An 18,168-nucleotide genomic window follows, 5' to 3' on the forward strand; every position below is an offset into this window, starting at 1 on the left:
CGCGAAAGTATCGGCGTGTGGGTCCGGTCCACCCGAAACTCTGTGTACCGGCGTCCAATTAGAAGCGAACCGTTGAGTCCTTTTCGGACGGTATGGTGTTGCACCGCAGGTCGGTTATGGTGGTAGAAATCGATCGGCCATGTTGCCAGGACAGAGGTTTGCAATGGGGGCACCCGGACCTGTCCATGTGGTATTTGTACATGGTTTGTTCTCTTCACCCGACGCCTGGAATCATTTCGGGAGTTTGATCGAGGCGGACCCCGATCTGCGCGATACTGTTACCGTTCACCGTTTCAAATACGCCTCGCCGAGGGTGCAATTGCGATTGGCGCGCGGCATTCCGCACTTCGACACCATTGCCGACGCCCTGGGTACATTTCTGGCCAGTGTGCTGCCGGGAGCGCATTCGGTCGTCATCGTCACGCACAGCCAAGGCGGGCTGGTATTGCAGCGCTTCTTGGCGCGCACCATCGAGCGCGGCCGCGCGAGCGAACTCGCGCGCATCAAGCAGATCGTCATGTACTCGTGCCCGAACAACGGCTCGGAGTTCATGCTCTCGATCCGCGAGCACCTGTACTTCTGGCGGCAACCACAGGAACGGGAATTGCGCCCACTCAACGAGGCCGTGGTCCGGGCGCAACAGACGGTGCTGGCCAAGGTGGTTTTCGCCCACGGCTCCTCCGAATCCGAATGCCGAATTCCGATCGCGGCCTACGGTGGAATGACCGATAAGGTCGTGCCGCCTAACTCCGCCACCTGGGTCTTCCCCATGACCGGAATCGTCGAGGGCGATCACTCCTCGGTCATCCGCCCGCCGGACGCCGAGGCGATGTCGTACCGGGTGCTCAAAATGGCGCTGACCGCCGCGGCCGGGACGGGAGCCGAACGCACTGCCGCGGAACCGACCGAACGCCATCCCTTCGCCACCATCGACCCACCGCTGACCCCGCTGCCGCCCAAGCTGCGCGGCCGCTACCAACTCGTCGCGGCGGTCATCGCCCAACAACACGCCGGGGTCGACATCCTCGCCGATATCGGCGGATCGGGCAAAAGCCGTATCGCGCTCGAAATCGCCCGGCGCCTCGGCGAACAGGGCTGGCGGGTCTGGTGGATCTCGGTGCCCCGCATCAGCTCCAGCATGCGGGAACTCGCCAACCGCCTCGGCGCCCACCCCGAACAGGTCGAGAAGGCATGGCGGGACGGTACGGCGCGAGATCTGGTGTGGCGCTTGCTCAATGCCGCGTCCAAGCCCTGGATACTGGTCTTCGACAACGCCGACGACCCGCAGACGCTCGGACCGGACAATGGTGCGGTCTCGGAAGGCACCGGCTGGCTGCGGATTCCGGCGACCAGCCTCGGCCGGGTGCTCGTCACCAGTCGGCACTCCAACCGAAACACCTGGGGCACATGGGCCGTCATTCACCGGGTGCCGCAGTTGGACGACATCTCCGGCGCGGAGATACTCCTCGACCGGGTCGGCCCCGGCGGCGGCACGGTGGAGCAGGCCCGGCAACTGTCGCATGCGCTCGGTGGACTTCCGCTGGCGCTGGTCGCCGCCGGGCGCTACCTCAAATCGGCGACCGGCGACAAAATCTGGCGCGGCGAGCACAACATCACCGATTTCGCGAGCTATCGCGCGGCGCTGGAGCGCCGCTTCGACGCGCCGCCCGCCTCCGAGGTCGGCGAACCGTTCGGCCTCGGCATCGTCAGAGGGGTTTTCGACCTCTCCCTCGACCTGCTGACCGGACGCGGCGTCGTGGCCGCCGCTCCCCTGCTGCGGCTCTTCTCCTGCCTCAATGTCGCGCCTATTCCGTATCACCTGCTGTTGCGGACGGGACTGCTCGCCGAGTCGCCGCTGTTCGCCGGACTCGACCCGCAGCGGGCACTGGCCGCATTGACCGAACTCGCCGATATCGGTCTGATCGACCCCGACAAGCGGGCCGGTATCGGTGATCCGCACCTCCGGCATGTGCTGCTCCTGCATCCGGTGGTGCACGGACTGTTCCGCGAGCACGAGCATGTGCGCCGGAATCGCGCCGACTACTACGGACTCAACATCCGAATGATCCTGGCCGCCACCGAAGGCTTCGAACCCGATCATCCCGAGAATTGGCCCCGCTGGGACAGTCTCATCGCGCACGCCGTCGAGATCGCCCGGGTGTCGCTGCTCGGCGATCCGATCGATGATCTCGGCGTCACCATCGCGGCTCTGGAATTGGCCCGGCTGACCCTGCGCTACCTCATCATCACCGGACTGCTCGATCCGGCGCACGAACTCGCGACCTCGATCGTGAACGACTGCGCGAAGCTCGGATTCGGTGGTGACGAACGGGAAATCCTCGGGCTGCGACACGAGATCGCGCGCATCGCACTGGAGCGCGGTGAGCTCGCGGTGGCGGAGAAACAGCTGATCACCGTGATCGAGAAACGGAGCGAACTGCTCGGCGCCGATCACGCCGACACCCTCGCCAGCCGCCACAAACTGGCCAGGGCGATCATGGAGCAGGGGCGCTGGGCCGAGGCGGAGCCGGTGCTGCGGTCGATCGTGCTCGCCGAGTACTCGGTGCGCGGTCCGGAGCACTCCGACACCATGGTCGTGCGGCACAGCCTCGCCCGATCTGTCCTCGCCCAAGGCCGTGCCGAAGAAGCGGAGGCGATGGTTCGCGACATCCTCGAGGTGCACGACAGGCACTGGGCGCCGAACTGGCCGGAGACCGTCTTCGTACGGCACACACTGGTCCGCTGTCTACTGGACTTGAATAAAGTCGACGAGGCGATGCGCGAGATCCACGATGCCCTCGCGATCGCGACCGCTCCCTCACATTTGCGGCTGGCCATGTCTTTCCGTAAGTCTTTGGCGACTGCGCTGTTGTTCCAAGGACGCGTGAATGCCGCCCGCAAGCTGCTCGAAGAGCTGCTGAAGCAGGCCGAGGAAACACTCGGAACGAAAGACCCGAAAACGGTGCGGATCCGTAATCTGCTCACTCAAGTGCAACAGATTTCGCCCGATTCGACAGATCCGGGGATTCCCCCGATCTCCTGATGTACCTTGAAACGTCGCGTGAATTCGCTAACACTGCCGACACGGATTGCGTTCATCAAGTGAAGCTTTCGGTGACAACCGAAACGTCAAGAGGGCGGGAGGGCCCGGATGACATCCGATCATTTCGACAGCGGCCACACGTGGGAGAACACGGCGGCCGACCACATACGCGCCACAGGATCGCGCGCGGAAGTCGCACGCCGCATCGCTTTGGAGGCGCTGGTCGCCGACCGCCAGGAACTGGAACTCGAAGTCCGCTCCACGGTGGGTCCTTCGGGTCATAACGACCGGTCGGCTCCGACGGAAGCCCTCCGCATCAGCCGGGATCTGTGAGACCCTGAACTTGCCTGGCCGACAACCTATTCCGAGTATTCGGCAGGCAGGTGAGCATATGGGGAATGCCTGCGACCACGATCCGTATTTCACGGCCGTCACCGCATCGGAGTTCCAGCGGCGTCATATCGCCGATCTGGCCTCCGGGCGCTGTGCCGCGGTCCGGGTGCCCGACTTCATCTCCGCGGGAGCCTGCGCGGAGATACTCGGCGCCCTGCTCGGCGCGCCGTTCGACGCGTACGGCACCGCCCGGGTCTATCCCCCGGTACTGCGCTTCGGCGTCGGCGTCAGCGATCATCGGCGGGAGGGGGTGGTCGCCGATAGTTACTGGGCGGCAGTAGATTCCGGCAGACAGGCCTGGCGCGACCTCGGCCTGTCCTTCGATCCGTTCCTGCTGTGCCGGGAAGGGATCGGCCGGGAGTGGCCCAATAAGGTCGAGATCGGCCGACGTGGCGGTCGCGAGATGGGCGCCGGGGTGGCCAGGGAACCGAATCAGGGTTTCCAGGTGCACTTCGACGATGCACTGCGCGAATTCACGGGCAACCTGCTCGATGCGAATCTGGTCGCGCAGTTCGCCTTCAATCTCTATCTCAGCGTCCCCGAACAGGGCGGTGAAACCGTCGTCTGGCGGCACCGGTGGTCGCCCGCGGACGAGCTCTACCGGCTGCCCGGGTCCTACGGCTACCGCAGCGATGTCGTGGACGCGGCAGAGAGTTTCGCGCTCCGGCCACGGGTGGGCGAGGCATTGCTGTTCGATCCGCGCAACTACCACGCGGTGCTACCCAGCCAGGGCGCACGACGGATCGCACTGGGTTTCGCGGTGGGCCTCAGCGATAACGGTGAGCTGCTGACCTGGGGTTGAGCCATTCCAGTCTCATGGATTCGGTGCTGAGTCACCGGATCCGCGTTACGGTCACGCGATGGAAATTCTGCGCTACGCGGCGTTCAGCCCGACCCCGGATGGCGGCAATCCGGCCGGTGTGGTGCTCGACGCCCGCGGCATCGACGACGCCACCATGCTGGCCACCGCCGCGGCGATCGGGTTCTCCGAGACCGCGTTCGTCACCCCGGCCGCGGACGGGCACCTCGATATCCGGTATTTCAGTCCGCGCGACGAGGTGCCGTTCTGCGGACATGCGACCATCGCCACCGCCGTCGCCTATGCCGACCGGCACGGGGCGGGCGAATTACGGCTGCGGACCAAGGCGGGTCCGGTGACAGTCGCCACCGAGGTCGATTCCAGCGGCGCCACCACCGCCACCCTGGTGGCTGTTCCGCCGCGCACGGTCGGCCTGCCGGAGGCGGATCTCACCGCCCTGCTCGCGGCATTGCGTTGGCGCGCTGAGGATCTCGACCCCGCCTTGCCGCCGCGGGTGGCGTATGCCGGCGCCTGGCACCCGATTATCGCGGCGAGCACCCGCGCCCGGCTGGCGGATCTGGACTACGACATGGCCGCACTGGGTCGGCTCATGCGCGAAAAAGATTGGACCACCATCGATCTGGTGTGGCGCGAGGATGCGATGATATTCCACGCGCGCAATCCCTTCCCACCCGGCGGCGTGGTGGAGGACCCCGCCACGGGTGCGGCGGCCGCGGCCTTCGGCGGATATCTGCGGGAGCTGGATTTGGTTCCGACGCCCGCGACGATCACCGTGCATCAGGGCCGGGATATGGGCAGGCCCGGGGTGATCACCGTGACGATACCGGCCGCCGCGGACAGCGGAATCCATGTCACCGGAACCGCCGTTCAGCTCTGATCCGCGCTCGCTCCCGTCGAAATCTCCACGGTCACTTCGATTTCGACGGGAGCGTGCAAGGGCAGCTGCGCGACCCCGACCGCGGTACAGACCGGCCGTCCCGCACCACCGAAGATCGCGATGAACAGTTCCGTCGCGCCCGAGACCACCGCCAGCTGGTCGCCGAAGCCGTCGGCGGAGGCGACGTAACCCACCACTTTCACCACTCGGCGCACCGCGTCCAGGCCCGCGACCGCGTCGACGGCCGCCAGTGCGGCGAGGGCGCAACGGCGGCTCAGATCGGCCGCCCGCTCCGGTGTGATGTCCGTGCCGACCGCTCCCGTGGCGATCAATTCACCGTCCACCAAAGGGATTTGGCCCGCGACATGGACGAGATCGCCGCTGCGCACCGCCGGGATGTAGGCGCCCTTCGGTGGGCTGGTCGCGGGTAGCCGGAGACCGAGTTCCGCGAGTCGTGCACCCGCGCCGACGCTCATGGTGCGCACTGTACCTTTCCGCCGGACTACGAAGCGGCGCAATCGGGGTTCCGGTAGTAACGGCGCAGAACAACGGATGCGGCGTAGGCCCCGGTCGGGGTTGTCACGGCCGTCAGTCCGCTGCCTTGGGCCGCCAGTCAGCGGCCCACGCGTCGAGCTGGGCGAGACATTCGAGAAGAGTCCTGCCCTGTCCGGTGAGCAGGTAGCCCTCGCCGGCGTGCTCGACGAGGTCGGCCTGTCCGAGCTCGCGAAGCCTGTCTGCCAGGACGCTCGAGGAGACGCCGTCGCATCGCTGCTGTAGTTGACGGAAGGTTGGAGTCGAGTCGTCCCGCAGCTCCCACAGGACTCGCAGCGCCCAGCGCCGGCCCAGGAGGTCGAGGAGCGCCATGATCGGGCGCCCCGTGTGTGAGCCGCGGACCCTGCGGCCCGGGAGGGGTGTTGGTCGCGTCATCTGCTTCCCTTTCCGAAGCATCGAGGCTAGCATGCTGCACATGCCTCTGAAATCGAAGCAACCACGAATCGAACCGCTTTCGCCGCCGTACGACGAGGAAGCCGGCGCCGCTCTCGAGCTCCTCGGGCATGCACCCATCCAGCTGTTCCGGGTGTGGGCTCGCCGGCCGGAGCTTGCCCGCTCCATCGCGGGCTGGGGAAGCTATTACTTCTCTCGGCGCTCCGCTCTCACTCTCCGCCAGCGCGAGCTGGTCATCGACCGGACGACCGCGCTGTGCGGCGCCGACTACGAGTGGGCCGTACACATCGCGGGCTTCGCCGAGAAGGCGGGACTCGACGCCGCGCAGCTCGGGTCCCTCGCGACCGGAAAGCCCGCGGACGACTGCTGGGACGCGACCGACCGTGCCGTGCTCGAAGCGGTCGACGAGCTCCATGCGACCTTCGATCTCTCCGACGAGACCTGGGCGAACCTGGCCGCCGTCGCCGATGAAGATGCCGCGCTCGAGCTGGTCCTGATCTGCGGTTGGTACCACGCCATCTCATTCGCCGTCAGGGCGCTCCGCCTGCCTCCCGAGCCCGGCACCGAGTCGATCGCCGCGTTGGTAGGGACGGAAAAGGAAGGCGCGGGTCCAGACAAGCGGGCGCACAGTCCGGAGAACAGCGCCACCCGACAACGGGAAAATACCGCCACCGCTGCGAGTCACACGGAACGCGTCGATGTTCGGAGTCGTATTCAGTGCTGACATGCGGATTCCACTGCGGCTGAACAGGACTGCGCATCGTCGGCGTACCCCGAACTCCACAGCCAGCGCAGGTCTACCCTGGTGACAAGCCGTGCCGCGCCCGGTTGCCCGAGGTCTCCGATTTGCGCCGCCCGGACGAGTTCCGTGCCTGGTCGCCGAGCTGGAACGCGCGGTGCGCACCGACCCCGACACCGCCCGCCAGGTGCTGGGCTTCCTGATCCACAACGACCCGAGCCAAGACAATCTCGCCCGTGAGCGGGAGATGCTGATCCGAAAGTCGGGCATGCCACCAGATTTCGTACAGACCCGCGCCGAGACGGAGGCTGGTGAGGGCCGGCCCACATCCTCACCGCTTCTGAAACACCGCCCAGCCGGGTGGGGATTTGCGTGCGGCCGCGGCGACGGCCGGCACGATGGCCAGTGCGAGGATGCCGCCGCCGATGGCCAGCCTGGGGTAGTCGGCAGCGGCGACGACCAGCCCCGAGGCCATGCCGCCGGTGGCGCCCGCGATGGCGATCGCGACATCGACCAGGCCCTGGGTTTTGGCACGGGTAGCCAACGGCACGGCGTCGGTGACGATCGCGGTGCCTGCGATGAGGCCGAAGTTCCAGCCGAGACCGAGCAGCGTGAGTGCCGCCGCCAACAGGGTGACGGAGTCGCCGGGGGCACAGGCGGCGACGATTCCGGCGCCGAGCAGGGTCAGCCCGGAGATGGCGGCAATGGTGAAGCGGCCATAGCGATCTACGAGCCAGCCGGTCAGCGGCGATGGCAAGTACATCGCGCCGATGTGGGTGGCGATGACAAGGCCGGCGGCGGCGGTGCTGTGGCCGTGGTCGTGCATGTGGACGGGCGTCATGGTCATGATCGCGACCATCACGAACTGGGTGAGCACCATAACCATCGCACCGACCAGCACGGCGGAACCGCGCCTTTCGACCGCATGGCGCGGCAAGCCGTCGGCGTTATCAGGCTGCGCGACGATGCGTCCAGCCTCGAGCGTGCGGGCAAGTAGTAGCGGGTCGGGGCGCAGCCCGATGGCCAGCACCACGGCCGCCAACGCGTATGCGGCGACGGCGAGCAGGAACGGACCGGCGAGGTGGGGGATGCCGATTGCGTGTGCGAGGTCGCTGGTCGGCGCGGTGAGGTTGGGGCCGACCACGCCGCCGAGTGTGGTGGCGACCAGCACGGTGGACACGGCACGGGCGCGGTGCGCCGGGCCGGCCAAATCGGCTCCGGCATATCGGGCTTGCAGATTGGTGGAGGTGCCAGCGCCGTAGACGAACAGCGCTACGAACAGCAGGATCGGATTGTCCGCGACAGCGGCCGCAATGACTCCGACGCCGCCGATGGCACCGGTCAGATACCCGGCGACTAGGCCGGGGCGGCGTCCGCGGGCGTGCGAAATTCGTCCGACTGCGACGGCCGCCAGCGCGGAGCCTGCGGTGCCGAGCGCACTGGGCAGACCGGCAAGGCTGGTTGAGCTGAGCATGTCTTGCGCTAGCAGTGCACCGACGGTGACGCCCGCCGCCAGCCCCGCACCGCTCAGCGCCTGAGCGGCCACTAGGACGAACAGGGTGCGGCGCTGCGCCTGGGAGCCGGGGAGATCATCGATCCTGGCAGGTACTGACGTCGCCACGACAGAGTCAGCCCAGCTCGCCCAGGTCGAGGCGGTCGCGGAGTCCGGCAGCGGTGAAAGCCGCGACCAATTCGGCACGGCCTTCGGTGAAGTGGGCCCAACCCTCGTAATGAACGGGAACCACCCGACGTGCGCCGAGGAGCTCGGCGGCCTCGGCGGTCTGGTTGCTGTCGAGGACGATCGGCGCACCGTCGAAGAGGACGGAGAAGCGGGGCGTTCCGGCGAAGAGGATGGCCGTGTCCACCGGTGCGAAACGCTCGGCGATCTCCTCGACCGCAGTGAGTGAGGCGTTGTCGCCGCTGACATAGACGGTGGGCAGGCCTTCCCCGGTCAGTACGAATCCGACAACCTGGCCGGTGATCGGCTCGACCTCCTCGCGTGCGCCCGGCCCGTGGATCGCAGGCACACCCGTCACGATGATGGTGCCGCCGCCGGGGCGATCCAGCTTGATCGACTCCCAGTCGACCAGGCCTCTGGCCCCGTTCCCGAGGCGTTGCCCGCCACTCGGCGTGGTGAGGGTGAGTGGCACGTCGGCGAGCAGGGCGCGGCCGGAGTCGTCGAGGTTGTCGGGGTGCTCATCGTGCGAGAGCAGAACCACGTCGACGCGGCCGAGGTCGGCCGGTGCTGCAGCGGCTGGCGCGGTCTTGGTCAGCAGGCCGCCGGACTGCTGGTAGTCGCGGGGCGCATCGAAGGTCGGGTCGGTGAGGAACCTCAGCCCGCCGTATTCGAAGAGGGCGGTCGGGCCGCCGAAGACGCGGACGCAGACCTGCTGATCGGTTGTGCCTACGGAAGTCACGAACAATCTCCTCACGGATGAAACTATCGATATCCGTGAGATACGGTAGGTCGTTCTCATGGACAAAGGCAAGTCGTAACATGAGATTTGTGAGAGTCGCGCGAGAGACCTTGTCCGCCGAGCCCGCGTTGCCGCCCGCACCGGGGGCCGAGCGGTACCTCGCTCTCGACTTCGCCGACAGCGCTTATGTGCTGCCCGGTGGACACTTCATCGATCTGCTCGGCACCGTCGAATCGACGAATCGGTGGCTCGCCGAACGTGGCCTCGCGCCCGCCGATGCCGGAGTGCAGGAGATGTGCGCGACGCAGCTGCGCGTGCTGCGAGAGCACATCCGGGCATTGTTCGCCGCCCGCGTCGCGCGACAGCCGGTATTGCCCGCAGCGCTGTCCGCCGTCAACGACGCGCTGAGCAGGACGCCAACGGCCGCCCTGCTGCAATGGGATGAGACGAATGGCCCCTACCGCGCCGCGCTGTGTCCACCCAACGAGATCCTCGACCGCACGCTCGCGACGCTCGCCGCAGATGCGGCCGACCTGCTCACCGGCTCCGATGCCGATTTCCTGACCACCTGCGACTCCGTCCCGTGCAATCGGTACCTGATCCGGCACGGCCGCCGTCACTGGTGCTCAACGCGTTGCGGCGACCGCGCTCGCGCGGCCCGCGCCTATGCCCGCGCCAAGTCGAAGGTGGACTGACCGTGCCGCTGAGTCACCCCACCGCCCGGTGGGCGTGACGAGAGACCAGCGGCCCGAAACTAGGTTATGCGAGGCGGACATCCGCGGTAGATAGACCAAAAACCTTGCGTCCGGCGGACTTCGCCACGATGACGACGACAGCCGTCCTGGTCTCGGGGTCGACCGACTTGATGCGTCCGGTGAACTCCACGGTTCCAGCGGAGGCGGCTTCGATGACCGTGTAATTCGACAGTCGGACCCCATACCTGATCATCGCGCCCGGGTCACCGAGCCATCCGGTGACAAATCCCGCCCCCAAGCCCATCGTGAGCATGCCGTGGGCGATCACATCCGGAAGACTCGCGAGCGCAGCGACCTCGTCGTGCCAGTGGATGGGGTTCACGTCCCCGGAGACCCCGGCATAATTCACCAGGTCGCCGCGTGTCAGGCTCACGGTTCGAGTCGGAAGCTCATCACCGACGGCGATATCCTCGAATCGAATTGCGGTGTGCGGGACACGTGTGCGTGAGATCGGCGAAAGATGGGCTGCGGTCGTGGAATTCGAATCTGTCACCAACAGCCCGTCCGCTTCGGCGGACACGGCCGTGGTTCGGGAGGTCGTGTCGAGCCCGCTCATGATGACGCGCTCGATCGTGTCGCTGATGTCGGCGTTGACGTCCTCGCCGGTGATGCCTACGACGGTGGTGTGCATGACCTGCACGATGTCACCGGTCTGGTCGGTGAAGGTGTTGGTGATGGTGAGCAAGTCCTTGCCCGCGATGCGACGCGCCGAGGACAGCTCGACGTCACTGACCAATCGGTCGCCGGTGAGTACCGGCTTGTACATTTCGAAAACCTGATCGGTCTGCACGAACATGTCGTAGCCGGTCATGACGGTCTCGAGCAGCCTACGGTTGGCCAGCATCGCGGCGGTGGAGATGAACGTCGTCGGTGCGATCAGACCGGCGTATCCGAGCTCACCGGCAGCGTCCTCACTCCAATGCGCCGGGTGGAAATCCTGCACTGCTCGTGCGTACTCGCGGATCTTCTCGCGCCCCACCTCGTAAAAGTCGTCCGCGCGATAGCGATGCCCCACCAGTCCAGCCACATCGAACGCCGCTTCCACCAAGCCCCTCCTCCGTCAGGATTTCCACGGCACTCGTAACCGACACCGGCAGAACCGAGTTCACGAGTGAAACCTCACCCTCGCACACGATATAGCGCTCGCACGGTATAGCGCTCGCGCCGAGAAAAACAAACGTACGTTCGCGAGACACTCACGGCGGCAGGATGTTTCCCCAGACTCCGCTGCGCCACGTTCACGCAAGCCGGCCCCATCCTTCGTCGGTGCGCTGGAAGACGTCATGAGTGCCGAGCGAATACAGCACGCCCCCACGGCCGCCGGACCTGAGCTTCAGGCAGGTGAGCGACGAGTCACCATCGCCAGCCAGGTCGAGCGTCAGGAACCCGTCTTCGAGCCTGAAGACCTGGAAGTCGCTGGCAACGAAGACTTCGCCGCCGTGCATGCAGACATCCTGGAGATCGACATCGGTGCCGGTATCGATCATGGTCCACATGCCGTTGCGGCCATGAAGCATCACGCCGTCATCGCCCACGCAGTACACCTCGCCGTCGTCGCTGACGGCCACCGCATTGAGATTGGCATTGGTCGGCGAATCCTCGGCTCGCCAGCGCCCCTCGGACAGCGCCCAGATCTCGCCCTTCCAGCCAACCGCGTAGACAAGCGACGCGTCGCGCCCCGCAATCGCCGTGAACCCCACCACGCCTTCACTGGCGTCGGGCCACGGCGCGCTGATATCCGTCCAGGATCCGCCGCCGGGCTCCCGGCGATACACGACCCGGCCCATGCCGCAGGCGAAGACGGTCTGGTCGACGGCACCGAGGTTGGTCATGCCGGTCTCCCTCGGCAACTGGCCCGATGTTTCCACGCGGGTGCGTGGCCTCAACTCCCAGACATGTCCCGCGGCGCTGATGCCCACGACGACCCAGAGCGAGTCCGACGGATCGCGCACCGACGCCACCGCCACCGCTGTCCAGTCGGGCGTCGCCGCGTACGAGTACCACTGGCCCCGGTGATGCACGGCGAACAGGGAATTGGGCCGTCCGGCCTCCACTTCGGCGATCGCCTCCGCCGCACAAAACAACGGTTGCGGCTCATCCGATCCGGTACAGGCGCAAAGGAATCGCCAGATATCGGTGTCCATGGATACTTAGGTACTCTCATTCGAATGGGTGGGGCCACTGGCGGCCGCGCCAGCGCGGTGTCAGTCGCGGTCTTCATCGAGCCATTCATCAAACCATGCGGCCCCGGTCAGCAAGTGCTGCCCGCGCTGACGGCAGGTCGGTGAGCAGTGCCGAGCAGCCGGGAAAGAGGTTCCGCAGACCCTCTCCGCCGCACTCCGGTCGACGATGTCCGCACGCGCCGATGCTACGGCGACTCCGATCGGGTGCGGGCCGAATGCGGGCGGTCGGCAGTCGTTTTCGGTACGGTCGAATGAATGGCTATCCGGCGGACCACACGCGCCAGGGATGCCGGGGATGGACTGGAGCAACCACGACCGCGGGCGTCGTCGATCGACGATGCCGTCACCGCGTTGCTCTCGCTCTGGTTGATCAGCGGACTGATGCTCGATGCCTGGGCACACGCCAATAAGCCCGGCCTCGAAACCTTCTTCACCCCTTGGCATGCGGTGTTCTACAGCGGGTTCGCCGCTACCGCGGCCTGGGTGCTCCGGCTGGTATTCCGGCACCGGAGCGACGGGCGCGCGGGCCTTGCCGCGATCCCGATCGGATACGGTCCCACGCTGGTCGCCCTCGCCGTGTTCGCCCTCAGCGGTCTCGCGGATATGGTGTGGCACACCGTCTTCGGGATCGAGGATTCGATCGATATTCTGTTCAGCCCGAGCCACCTCGGGCTCGCGATCTCGATGTTCGTCATTGTCACGACCCCGGTCCGCGCGGCCTGGTCCGATCCCGCGCCCGCGACACTGCGCCGACTCTGGCCCGCGCTGCTCGGCACCGGTCTCGCGGTTGCGGAGGTGATGGTGTTCCTGGAGTACGGCAATGCCATGCTCATGCGCGCGACCTGGATCGTCACCTCGTTCTCGGAGGGCGGCGACGACGGGTCGGCGTCACGACTCGCGGTCCGCATGGTGGTTACGAATGCCACACTTCTGCTCCCGCTGCTCTTCCTCGCCAGACGCTGGGGTCTGCCGCCCGGGGCCGCGCTGCTCACGACCACACCGCTGCTGATCCTGAGCGGCGCCGAGACCGGCGGGCGCAATCTGAGCACACTGCTGTCCGTCCTCGTCGCCGCCCTCGGGGTCGAGCTATTCGCTCGCGCACTGCGCCCGACCGCCGAACGACGCCGGGCCTATTGGCTCTTCGCCGGGCTCGCCCCCTTCTTCACCTGGTCGCTCTATCTGGGAGTGGCCGCCAGCGCGGTCGGCCGTCTCCCCACCGTCGTCGAGTTGTGGACCGGCGCGCCGATCGTCGCGGCCGCGGTCGGCTGGCTGCTCGGGGTGCTGATGCTGCCCGCCGCCCCTGCGGCGACGCCGCGATGATCCGCGTGAAATAAGGCAGGGGCGCGGCGGCGTTGGCCATCATGTCTGCCCACGACTAGGAGCTGCATTGATCGACGTCCCGCTGTCAGTACTGGACCTGGCGCCGGTGGAGGCCGGCCGCACCGCCGGTGAGGGGCTCGCGGCGACCACCGAGGTGGCGCGACGCACCGAGGAGCTCGGGTATCACCGTTTCTGGGTCGCCGAACACCACAACATGCCGGGTATCGCCAGTTCGGCGCCGAGTGTGCTGCTGGCCCATCTCGCGGCGGCCACCTCGCGGATCCGGGTCGGTTCCGGCGGGGTGATGTTGCCGAATCACGCGCCGCTGGTGGTGGCCGAGCAGTTCGGGACGCTGCACGCACTGCACCCGGGGCGGGTCGATCTCGGGATCGGCCGGGCGCCCGGCACCGATCAGGCCACCGCGCTCGCGCTGCGACGGACCGCGGCCGGGCTGAACGCCGAATCGTTTCCGCAGGAGTTGGCGGCGCTGCTGCGGTATTTCCGGGGCGCCGATCCGGCCGGAATCACCGCCACGCCGGGCCACGGTGAGCAGCCGGAGATCTGGCTGCTGGGTTCCAGCGGGTTCAGCGCTCAGGTGGCGGCCCTGCTCGGGCTACCGTTCGCTTTCGCCCATCACTTCAGCGCCGCCAATACCGAGCCCGCGCTGGCGCTGTACCGCGAACAGTTCCGGCCTTCGGAGCATCTGGAGAAGCCGCACGCCATGGTGGCGGTCTCGGTGATCTGCGCCGACACCGATGAGCGCGCCGAAGCGCTCGCCCTGCCCCGCGACCTCGCTTTCCTGCATCTGGCCGGCGGTCGGCCGCAGGCGCTGCCGACCCCGGAACAGGCGGCCGAGTACCCCATCAACGATCGGGAGCGGCATTTCATCCGGCAGCGGCGCGAAGGGCAGGCCCTCGGATCCCCCGAGACGGTCCGGCGTCAGCTCGAAGACCTTTTGCAGCGCACCAGGGCCGACGAGCTGATGATCAATACCCTCATCTACGACGCCGCGGATCGGATGCGTTCGTTCGAACTCGTCAAAGAGAAGGTCGCGGCCTGAGTCAGCGCAGGCGGAAGCCGTGATTGGCCAGGGCCTCGCGCAGTCGGTGTCTGCCGTTCAGACTCTCCTCCGATGCCAGACGGGCCAGCACGCGTTCGCTCCAGGAGTGCGAAAGCTTTTGTTCGGCATAGAATTCCGCAATCCGCTGCTCGTATTCGTCCACGTGCGCGCGCTGAGTCACGAGATCGTAGGTCTCGTGGTGCAGCACCGCCTGTTGCGGCAGCCGTGGCTTCACACGGGTGTCCTCGGCGGGATCCGGATGGCCGACCACCAGGCCGAAGACCGCGAAGACCTGCTCGGGCAGCCCCAGTTCGGCGGCGACCTCCTCGGGCTTATTACGCACTGCGCCGATGTAGACGGTGCCGAGGCCGAGCGACTCCGCGGCGACCACCGCATTCTGCGCGGCGAGTGCGGCGTCGATGAATCCGACATAGCTGGACTCCAGATAGTCCGCGCCGTCCAGCGGCACGCCGCGGTCTGCCGCGAGCTGACGCAACCGGGCGAAATCCGCCGTCCACACCAGCAGCACCGGCGCCTGCTCGATATGCGCCTGATTGCCCGCCAGCGCCGCGAGCCGCGCCTTGCGCGCCGGATCGCGGACCGCGACGACGCTCCACACCTGTAGATTCGACGAGGTGGGTGCGGACTGCGCGGCCGAAATCAACAGCCGCAGTGTGGCATCGGAGACCGGTTCGGCGAGGTACCGGCGGACCGAGCGGTGCTCGTGCAGCACCCGCAGGACCGGGTTCCAGTCGGCGGGGGCCGCGGTATCGGTATCGCGGTAGCGCTGTTGCACGGTATGGGCGGGTGTCGGCACGGTCTGCGTCATGATTGGTCATCCTGGCCGGTCGCGGCGTGTACGTCTGCGATAACCGTCACGCTGAGCCGAATCCGTTCCGGACAAATCCGACGACTTTTCGATCATCGTCCGCGCGGTACGGCCATCGCGCAATAACACGGGTACGGTTGGTAAGGCATACCTAATTAGTCGATATTCGGAGGTTACCTTGGCACGACCCCGTACCACCTTGACCGTGCAGCGCACCGAATGGCTCAGCCCGCATCTGATCCGGGTCCACCTCGGCGGGCCCGGATTCGCCGCGTTCCGGCCGAGCGAGTTCACCGATTCCTATGTGAAGTTCATCTTCCCGCGCGACGGAATCGAGGTACTGCGCACCTACACCGTCCGCTCGGTGGATCCGATCGCGGGCGAGATCGCCGCGGATTTCGTCTACCACGGCGCGGAAGGTATCGCGGGACCATGGGCGGCCGCGGCGCGGCCCGGTGAGACCATCGATTGCTACGGGCCCGGGGGCGCGTACTCGCCGCGTTCGGACGCCGACTGGCACCTGCTCGCAGGCGACGAGGCCGCGCTGCCCGCCATTGCCGCCGCGCTCGAAGGGATGGATCGCGATGCGACCGGCCGGGCGTTCATCGAGGTCGCCGGGCCGGATGACGAACTGCCCCTGGACAAGCCAGACGGTATCGAGCTGACCTGGCTGCACCGCGGCGACCGCGAGCCGGGCGAGATGCTCGCCGAGGCCGTCCGCAATGCCCCGTGGTCCGACGGCCAGGTTCAGGTCTTCATCCACGGCGAGGCCGAGGCCGTGATGCGCGATCTGCGCCGCTACATCCGCCGCGACCGCGATGTACCCGCCGAATGGGCCAATTCGATCTCCGGCTACTGGCGGCGCGGGCGCACCGAGGAGGGCTTCCGGGAATGGAAGGCGGAGCTCAAGGCCCAGGAGACGGAACCAGCGACGGAACCGGCGACCGCGGGCTGATACCGCGGATCCGGAAATCGTTGCCGCACACCATCAGTCGCCCCAGCCGCTGGATGCCACGATCGCATCCCAGGTCAGATACGGCAGATCGGGGTGCCTCTGGTGCACGATCTCACCGGGCAAGGTGGCCGGTGGCGCCTTGCGCGGATCCGCGAGTGCCTGAACCTCGATCGATCGGGTGAGTGCCGGGGTGCCGCCGAGCCGGGGGTAGGCGGCGTGCACGCGGTCGGCGTAGCCGGGCGGCAGATCCGCGGGACTGCCGCCCACGTCGAGGCCGATTCCGTCGACCGCGATCCAGGCTTCCGGGGGCCTGCGGCGACGGTAGACCGGGGAGCCGGTGAAGCCCGAGGTGTGGGTGGCGATCGCATCCCAGATCGTGTCTACGCGGGCGTCGGTGACACCGTTGCCCTCCAGGAATTGTGCGGCGTAATCCGCACCATCCATCTCGAATCGCTGACTGCCATTGGCGATTTCGGCGAGGCCGATATCGTGCAGGATGCAGATCAGGTACATGGTCTCGGCGTCGTAGTCGGCGCCGGGATGCAGTCCCTGCTGTGCGGCGATCGCCCGGCCGAACAGGTAGCCGCGGATACTGTGGTTGCGCAGATGCGGTTCCAGCGAGGCCGTGACGAATTCGGTTGTCTTGTCCGCCAGCGCAGTAGACGGCAGCGCGAGCGAATCCTCCTGTGCCGCAGTGACCGATGGTTTCGAGAGGGCTACGGCGGCTCCGGCAATACCCGCACCGAGGGCGGCGCGGCGGGATATGAACATGGTGTCTCCTCACAGGTGTGATTGTTTCGCTGAGTGATGACCATTGCGCGATCTGCGCGGTTTCGGCGGTGAGCGACGACCACCGAGACATTCACCGCGCCGGTGCGCGGAAGCGGTTTCGATAGTCGGTCGGGCTGGCGCCGAGCACCTTCAGGAATACCCGGCGCATCGTCTCCTCCGAACCGAATCCGCACCGGCGGGCGATGGTGGCGACACCGTCATCGCCGGATTCGAGCAGTGCCTGGGCCGCCTCGACCCGCACCTGCTCGACGTACTGGGCGGGCGTCATGCCGATTTCCTTGCGGAACAGACGTGTCAGATGGCGTTCACTGAGTGCCGCGCGGGCCGCTAGAGCGGCCGTGCTGTGATCGGCCGCCGGTTGTGCCACTACAAAATCCACCACATTGCGCAGACCTGTGGAACGGGGCGTTTCGATGGTGGTGCGCACGCTGAACTGCGACTGCCCGCCCGGACGGCGCAGAAAGACGACGAGGTGTTTCGCAATGGACCGCGCCAGATCCGCCCCGTGATCCTCCTCCACCAGGGCCAGCGCCATATCGATCCCCGCCGTCACCCCCGCCGAGGTGACGACCGGCCCATCCCGGACATACAGGGCGTCCGGGTCGACCGAAACCCTCGGAAACCGTTGCGCGAGATCGGCACACGCCAGCCAATGTGTCGTCGCCCGCCGCTCGTCCAACAGCCCCGCCTCAGCCAGGACGAACGCGCCCGTACAGACCGACGCGATCCGCCGCGCCCCACCGGCGACCACCCGCACCGCGTCCACCAGCGCGGCCGAAACCGGCTCCCCCACCGCGTATCCCGGCACAACCAGCGTGTCGATGCGTCCCGCGAACTCGCTGATCGCCCCCTCCACTCCGAGCGGGGCACCGATATCGGTGACCACCGCTCGTCCATCCGGCGACGCGAACCGCACCCGTTGTCCCGCCCAATGCCACACCTGCCCAGGACCAGCGGCATCGAGCAACATCACCCCGTCATCGATTGCCACCACAATGTCCCCCACCCCCGCACCGCCGGTTCCGCCCGTTCCCATGAGG

18 protein-coding genes are annotated in these 18,168 nt (G+C 67.1%); 9 read left to right on the forward strand and 9 right to left on the reverse strand.

Annotated features, from left to right (window positions below; all coding sequences use genetic code 11):
* The first annotated feature begins 163 nt into the window (after window positions 1-163).
* The 4 genes from AB0H61_RS09225 to AB0H61_RS09240 all read left to right on the forward strand — a co-directional run bounded on the left by AB0H61_RS09225 (window position 164) and on the right by AB0H61_RS09240 (window position 5,133).
* Window positions 164-3,043, forward strand: coding sequence for an alpha/beta fold hydrolase (locus AB0H61_RS09225; protein ID WP_357300992.1), 2,880 nt, complete (start codon window positions 164-166; stop codon window positions 3,041-3,043).
* A gap of 108 nt (window positions 3,044-3,151) precedes the next feature.
* A complete protein-coding gene (locus AB0H61_RS09230) occupies window positions 3,152-3,376 on the forward strand; it encodes a hypothetical protein (RefSeq protein WP_357300994.1) in 225 nt (74 codons plus the stop codon).
* 58 nt (window positions 3,377-3,434) lie between these two features.
* Complete coding sequence (locus tag AB0H61_RS09235) at window positions 3,435-4,238, forward strand: 2OG-Fe(II) oxygenase (protein WP_357300996.1); 804 nt, start codon at window positions 3,435-3,437, stop codon at window positions 4,236-4,238.
* Window positions 4,239-4,296: 58 nt separating this feature from the next.
* The gene (locus AB0H61_RS09240; RefSeq protein ID WP_357300997.1) at window positions 4,297-5,133 is read left to right on the forward strand and encodes a PhzF family phenazine biosynthesis isomerase; all 837 of its coding nucleotides are present in this window, start codon (window positions 4,297-4,299) and stop codon (window positions 5,131-5,133) included.
* Here AB0H61_RS09240 and AB0H61_RS09245 read toward each other — a convergent pair.
* Both AB0H61_RS09245 and AB0H61_RS09250 read right to left on the reverse strand, forming a co-directional pair.
* Window positions 5,124-5,609, reverse strand: a complete 486-nt coding sequence (locus tag AB0H61_RS09245) for a RidA family protein (protein ID WP_357300999.1) — start codon at window positions 5,607-5,609, stop codon at window positions 5,124-5,126. The genes AB0H61_RS09240 and AB0H61_RS09245 overlap by 10 nt on opposite strands.
* Window positions 5,610-5,721: 112 nt before the next feature.
* The gene (locus tag AB0H61_RS09250) at window positions 5,722-5,997 is read right to left on the reverse strand and encodes a helix-turn-helix domain-containing protein (protein WP_357301000.1); all 276 of its coding nucleotides are present in this window, start codon (window positions 5,995-5,997) and stop codon (window positions 5,722-5,724) included.
* 103 nt (window positions 5,998-6,100) lie between these two features.
* Between AB0H61_RS09250 and AB0H61_RS09255 the strand changes: the two genes are divergently transcribed.
* Window positions 6,101-6,802 (forward strand): carboxymuconolactone decarboxylase family protein, encoded by a 702-nt coding sequence (locus tag AB0H61_RS09255; protein WP_357301001.1) that lies wholly within the window; start codon window positions 6,101-6,103, stop codon window positions 6,800-6,802.
* A gap of 346 nt (window positions 6,803-7,148) precedes the next feature.
* On the opposite strand, the gene AB0H61_RS09260 is transcribed toward AB0H61_RS09255, so the two are convergent.
* Both AB0H61_RS09260 and AB0H61_RS09265 read right to left on the reverse strand, forming a co-directional pair.
* The gene (locus AB0H61_RS09260) at window positions 7,149-8,438 is read right to left on the reverse strand and encodes an MFS transporter (protein WP_357301002.1); all 1,290 of its coding nucleotides are present in this window, start codon (window positions 8,436-8,438) and stop codon (window positions 7,149-7,151) included.
* Between the two features lie 7 nt (window positions 8,439-8,445).
* On the reverse strand, window positions 8,446-9,234 hold the full coding sequence (locus AB0H61_RS09265; RefSeq protein WP_357301003.1) for an MBL fold metallo-hydrolase: 789 nt from the start codon (window positions 9,232-9,234) through the stop codon (window positions 8,446-8,448).
* An 89-nt stretch (window positions 9,235-9,323) separates the two neighbouring features.
* On the opposite strand from AB0H61_RS09265, the gene AB0H61_RS09270 reads away from it, so the two are divergent.
* Entirely contained in the window at window positions 9,324-9,929 is a 606-nt protein-coding gene (locus tag AB0H61_RS09270; protein WP_357301004.1) for an ABATE domain-containing protein, read from the forward strand.
* A 64-nt stretch (window positions 9,930-9,993) separates the two neighbouring features.
* On the opposite strand, the gene AB0H61_RS09275 is transcribed toward AB0H61_RS09270, so the two are convergent.
* On the reverse strand, window positions 9,994-11,037 hold the full coding sequence (locus AB0H61_RS09275; RefSeq protein ID WP_357301005.1) for a fused (3R)-hydroxyacyl-ACP dehydratase subunits HadA/HadB: 1,044 nt from the start codon (window positions 11,035-11,037) through the stop codon (window positions 9,994-9,996).
* Window positions 11,038-11,227: 190 nt separating this feature from the next.
* On the reverse strand, window positions 11,228-12,133 hold the full coding sequence (locus tag AB0H61_RS09280) for a hypothetical protein (RefSeq protein WP_357301006.1): 906 nt from the start codon (window positions 12,131-12,133) through the stop codon (window positions 11,228-11,230).
* Window positions 12,134-12,427: 294 nt separating this feature from the next.
* Here AB0H61_RS09280 and AB0H61_RS09285 point away from each other — a divergent pair, with 294 nt between their 5' ends.
* Entirely contained in the window at window positions 12,428-13,492 is a 1,065-nt protein-coding gene (locus tag AB0H61_RS09285) for a hypothetical protein (protein WP_357301007.1), read from the forward strand.
* A 67-nt stretch (window positions 13,493-13,559) separates the two neighbouring features.
* Window positions 13,560-14,552 (forward strand): LLM class flavin-dependent oxidoreductase, encoded by a 993-nt coding sequence (locus AB0H61_RS09290; RefSeq protein WP_357301009.1) that lies wholly within the window; start codon window positions 13,560-13,562, stop codon window positions 14,550-14,552.
* A gap of 1 nt (window position 14,553) precedes the next feature.
* Here AB0H61_RS09290 and AB0H61_RS09295 read toward each other — a convergent pair whose 3' ends face one another.
* Entirely contained in the window at window positions 14,554-15,381 is an 828-nt protein-coding gene (locus AB0H61_RS09295) for an NADPH-dependent oxidoreductase (RefSeq protein WP_357301011.1), read from the reverse strand.
* Between the two features lie 178 nt (window positions 15,382-15,559).
* Between AB0H61_RS09295 and AB0H61_RS09300 the strand changes: the two genes are divergently transcribed.
* Window positions 15,560-16,336 (forward strand): siderophore-interacting protein, encoded by a 777-nt coding sequence (locus tag AB0H61_RS09300; protein WP_357301012.1) that lies wholly within the window; start codon window positions 15,560-15,562, stop codon window positions 16,334-16,336.
* 33 nt (window positions 16,337-16,369) lie between these two features.
* Here AB0H61_RS09300 and AB0H61_RS09305 read toward each other — a convergent pair whose 3' ends face one another.
* Complete coding sequence (locus AB0H61_RS09305) at window positions 16,370-17,107, reverse strand: HD domain-containing protein (protein ID WP_357301013.1); 738 nt, start codon at window positions 17,105-17,107, stop codon at window positions 16,370-16,372.
* Window positions 17,108-17,198: 91 nt separating this feature from the next.
* A complete protein-coding gene (locus AB0H61_RS09310; RefSeq protein ID WP_357301015.1) occupies window positions 17,199-18,164 on the reverse strand; it encodes a helix-turn-helix domain-containing protein in 966 nt (321 codons plus the stop codon).
* Window positions 18,165-18,168: the final 4 nt, after the last annotated feature.

It is taken from the genome of Nocardia sp. NPDC050710 (assembly GCF_040654375.1).
Classification (GTDB): Bacteria; Actinomycetota; Actinomycetes; order Mycobacteriales; family Mycobacteriaceae; genus Nocardia.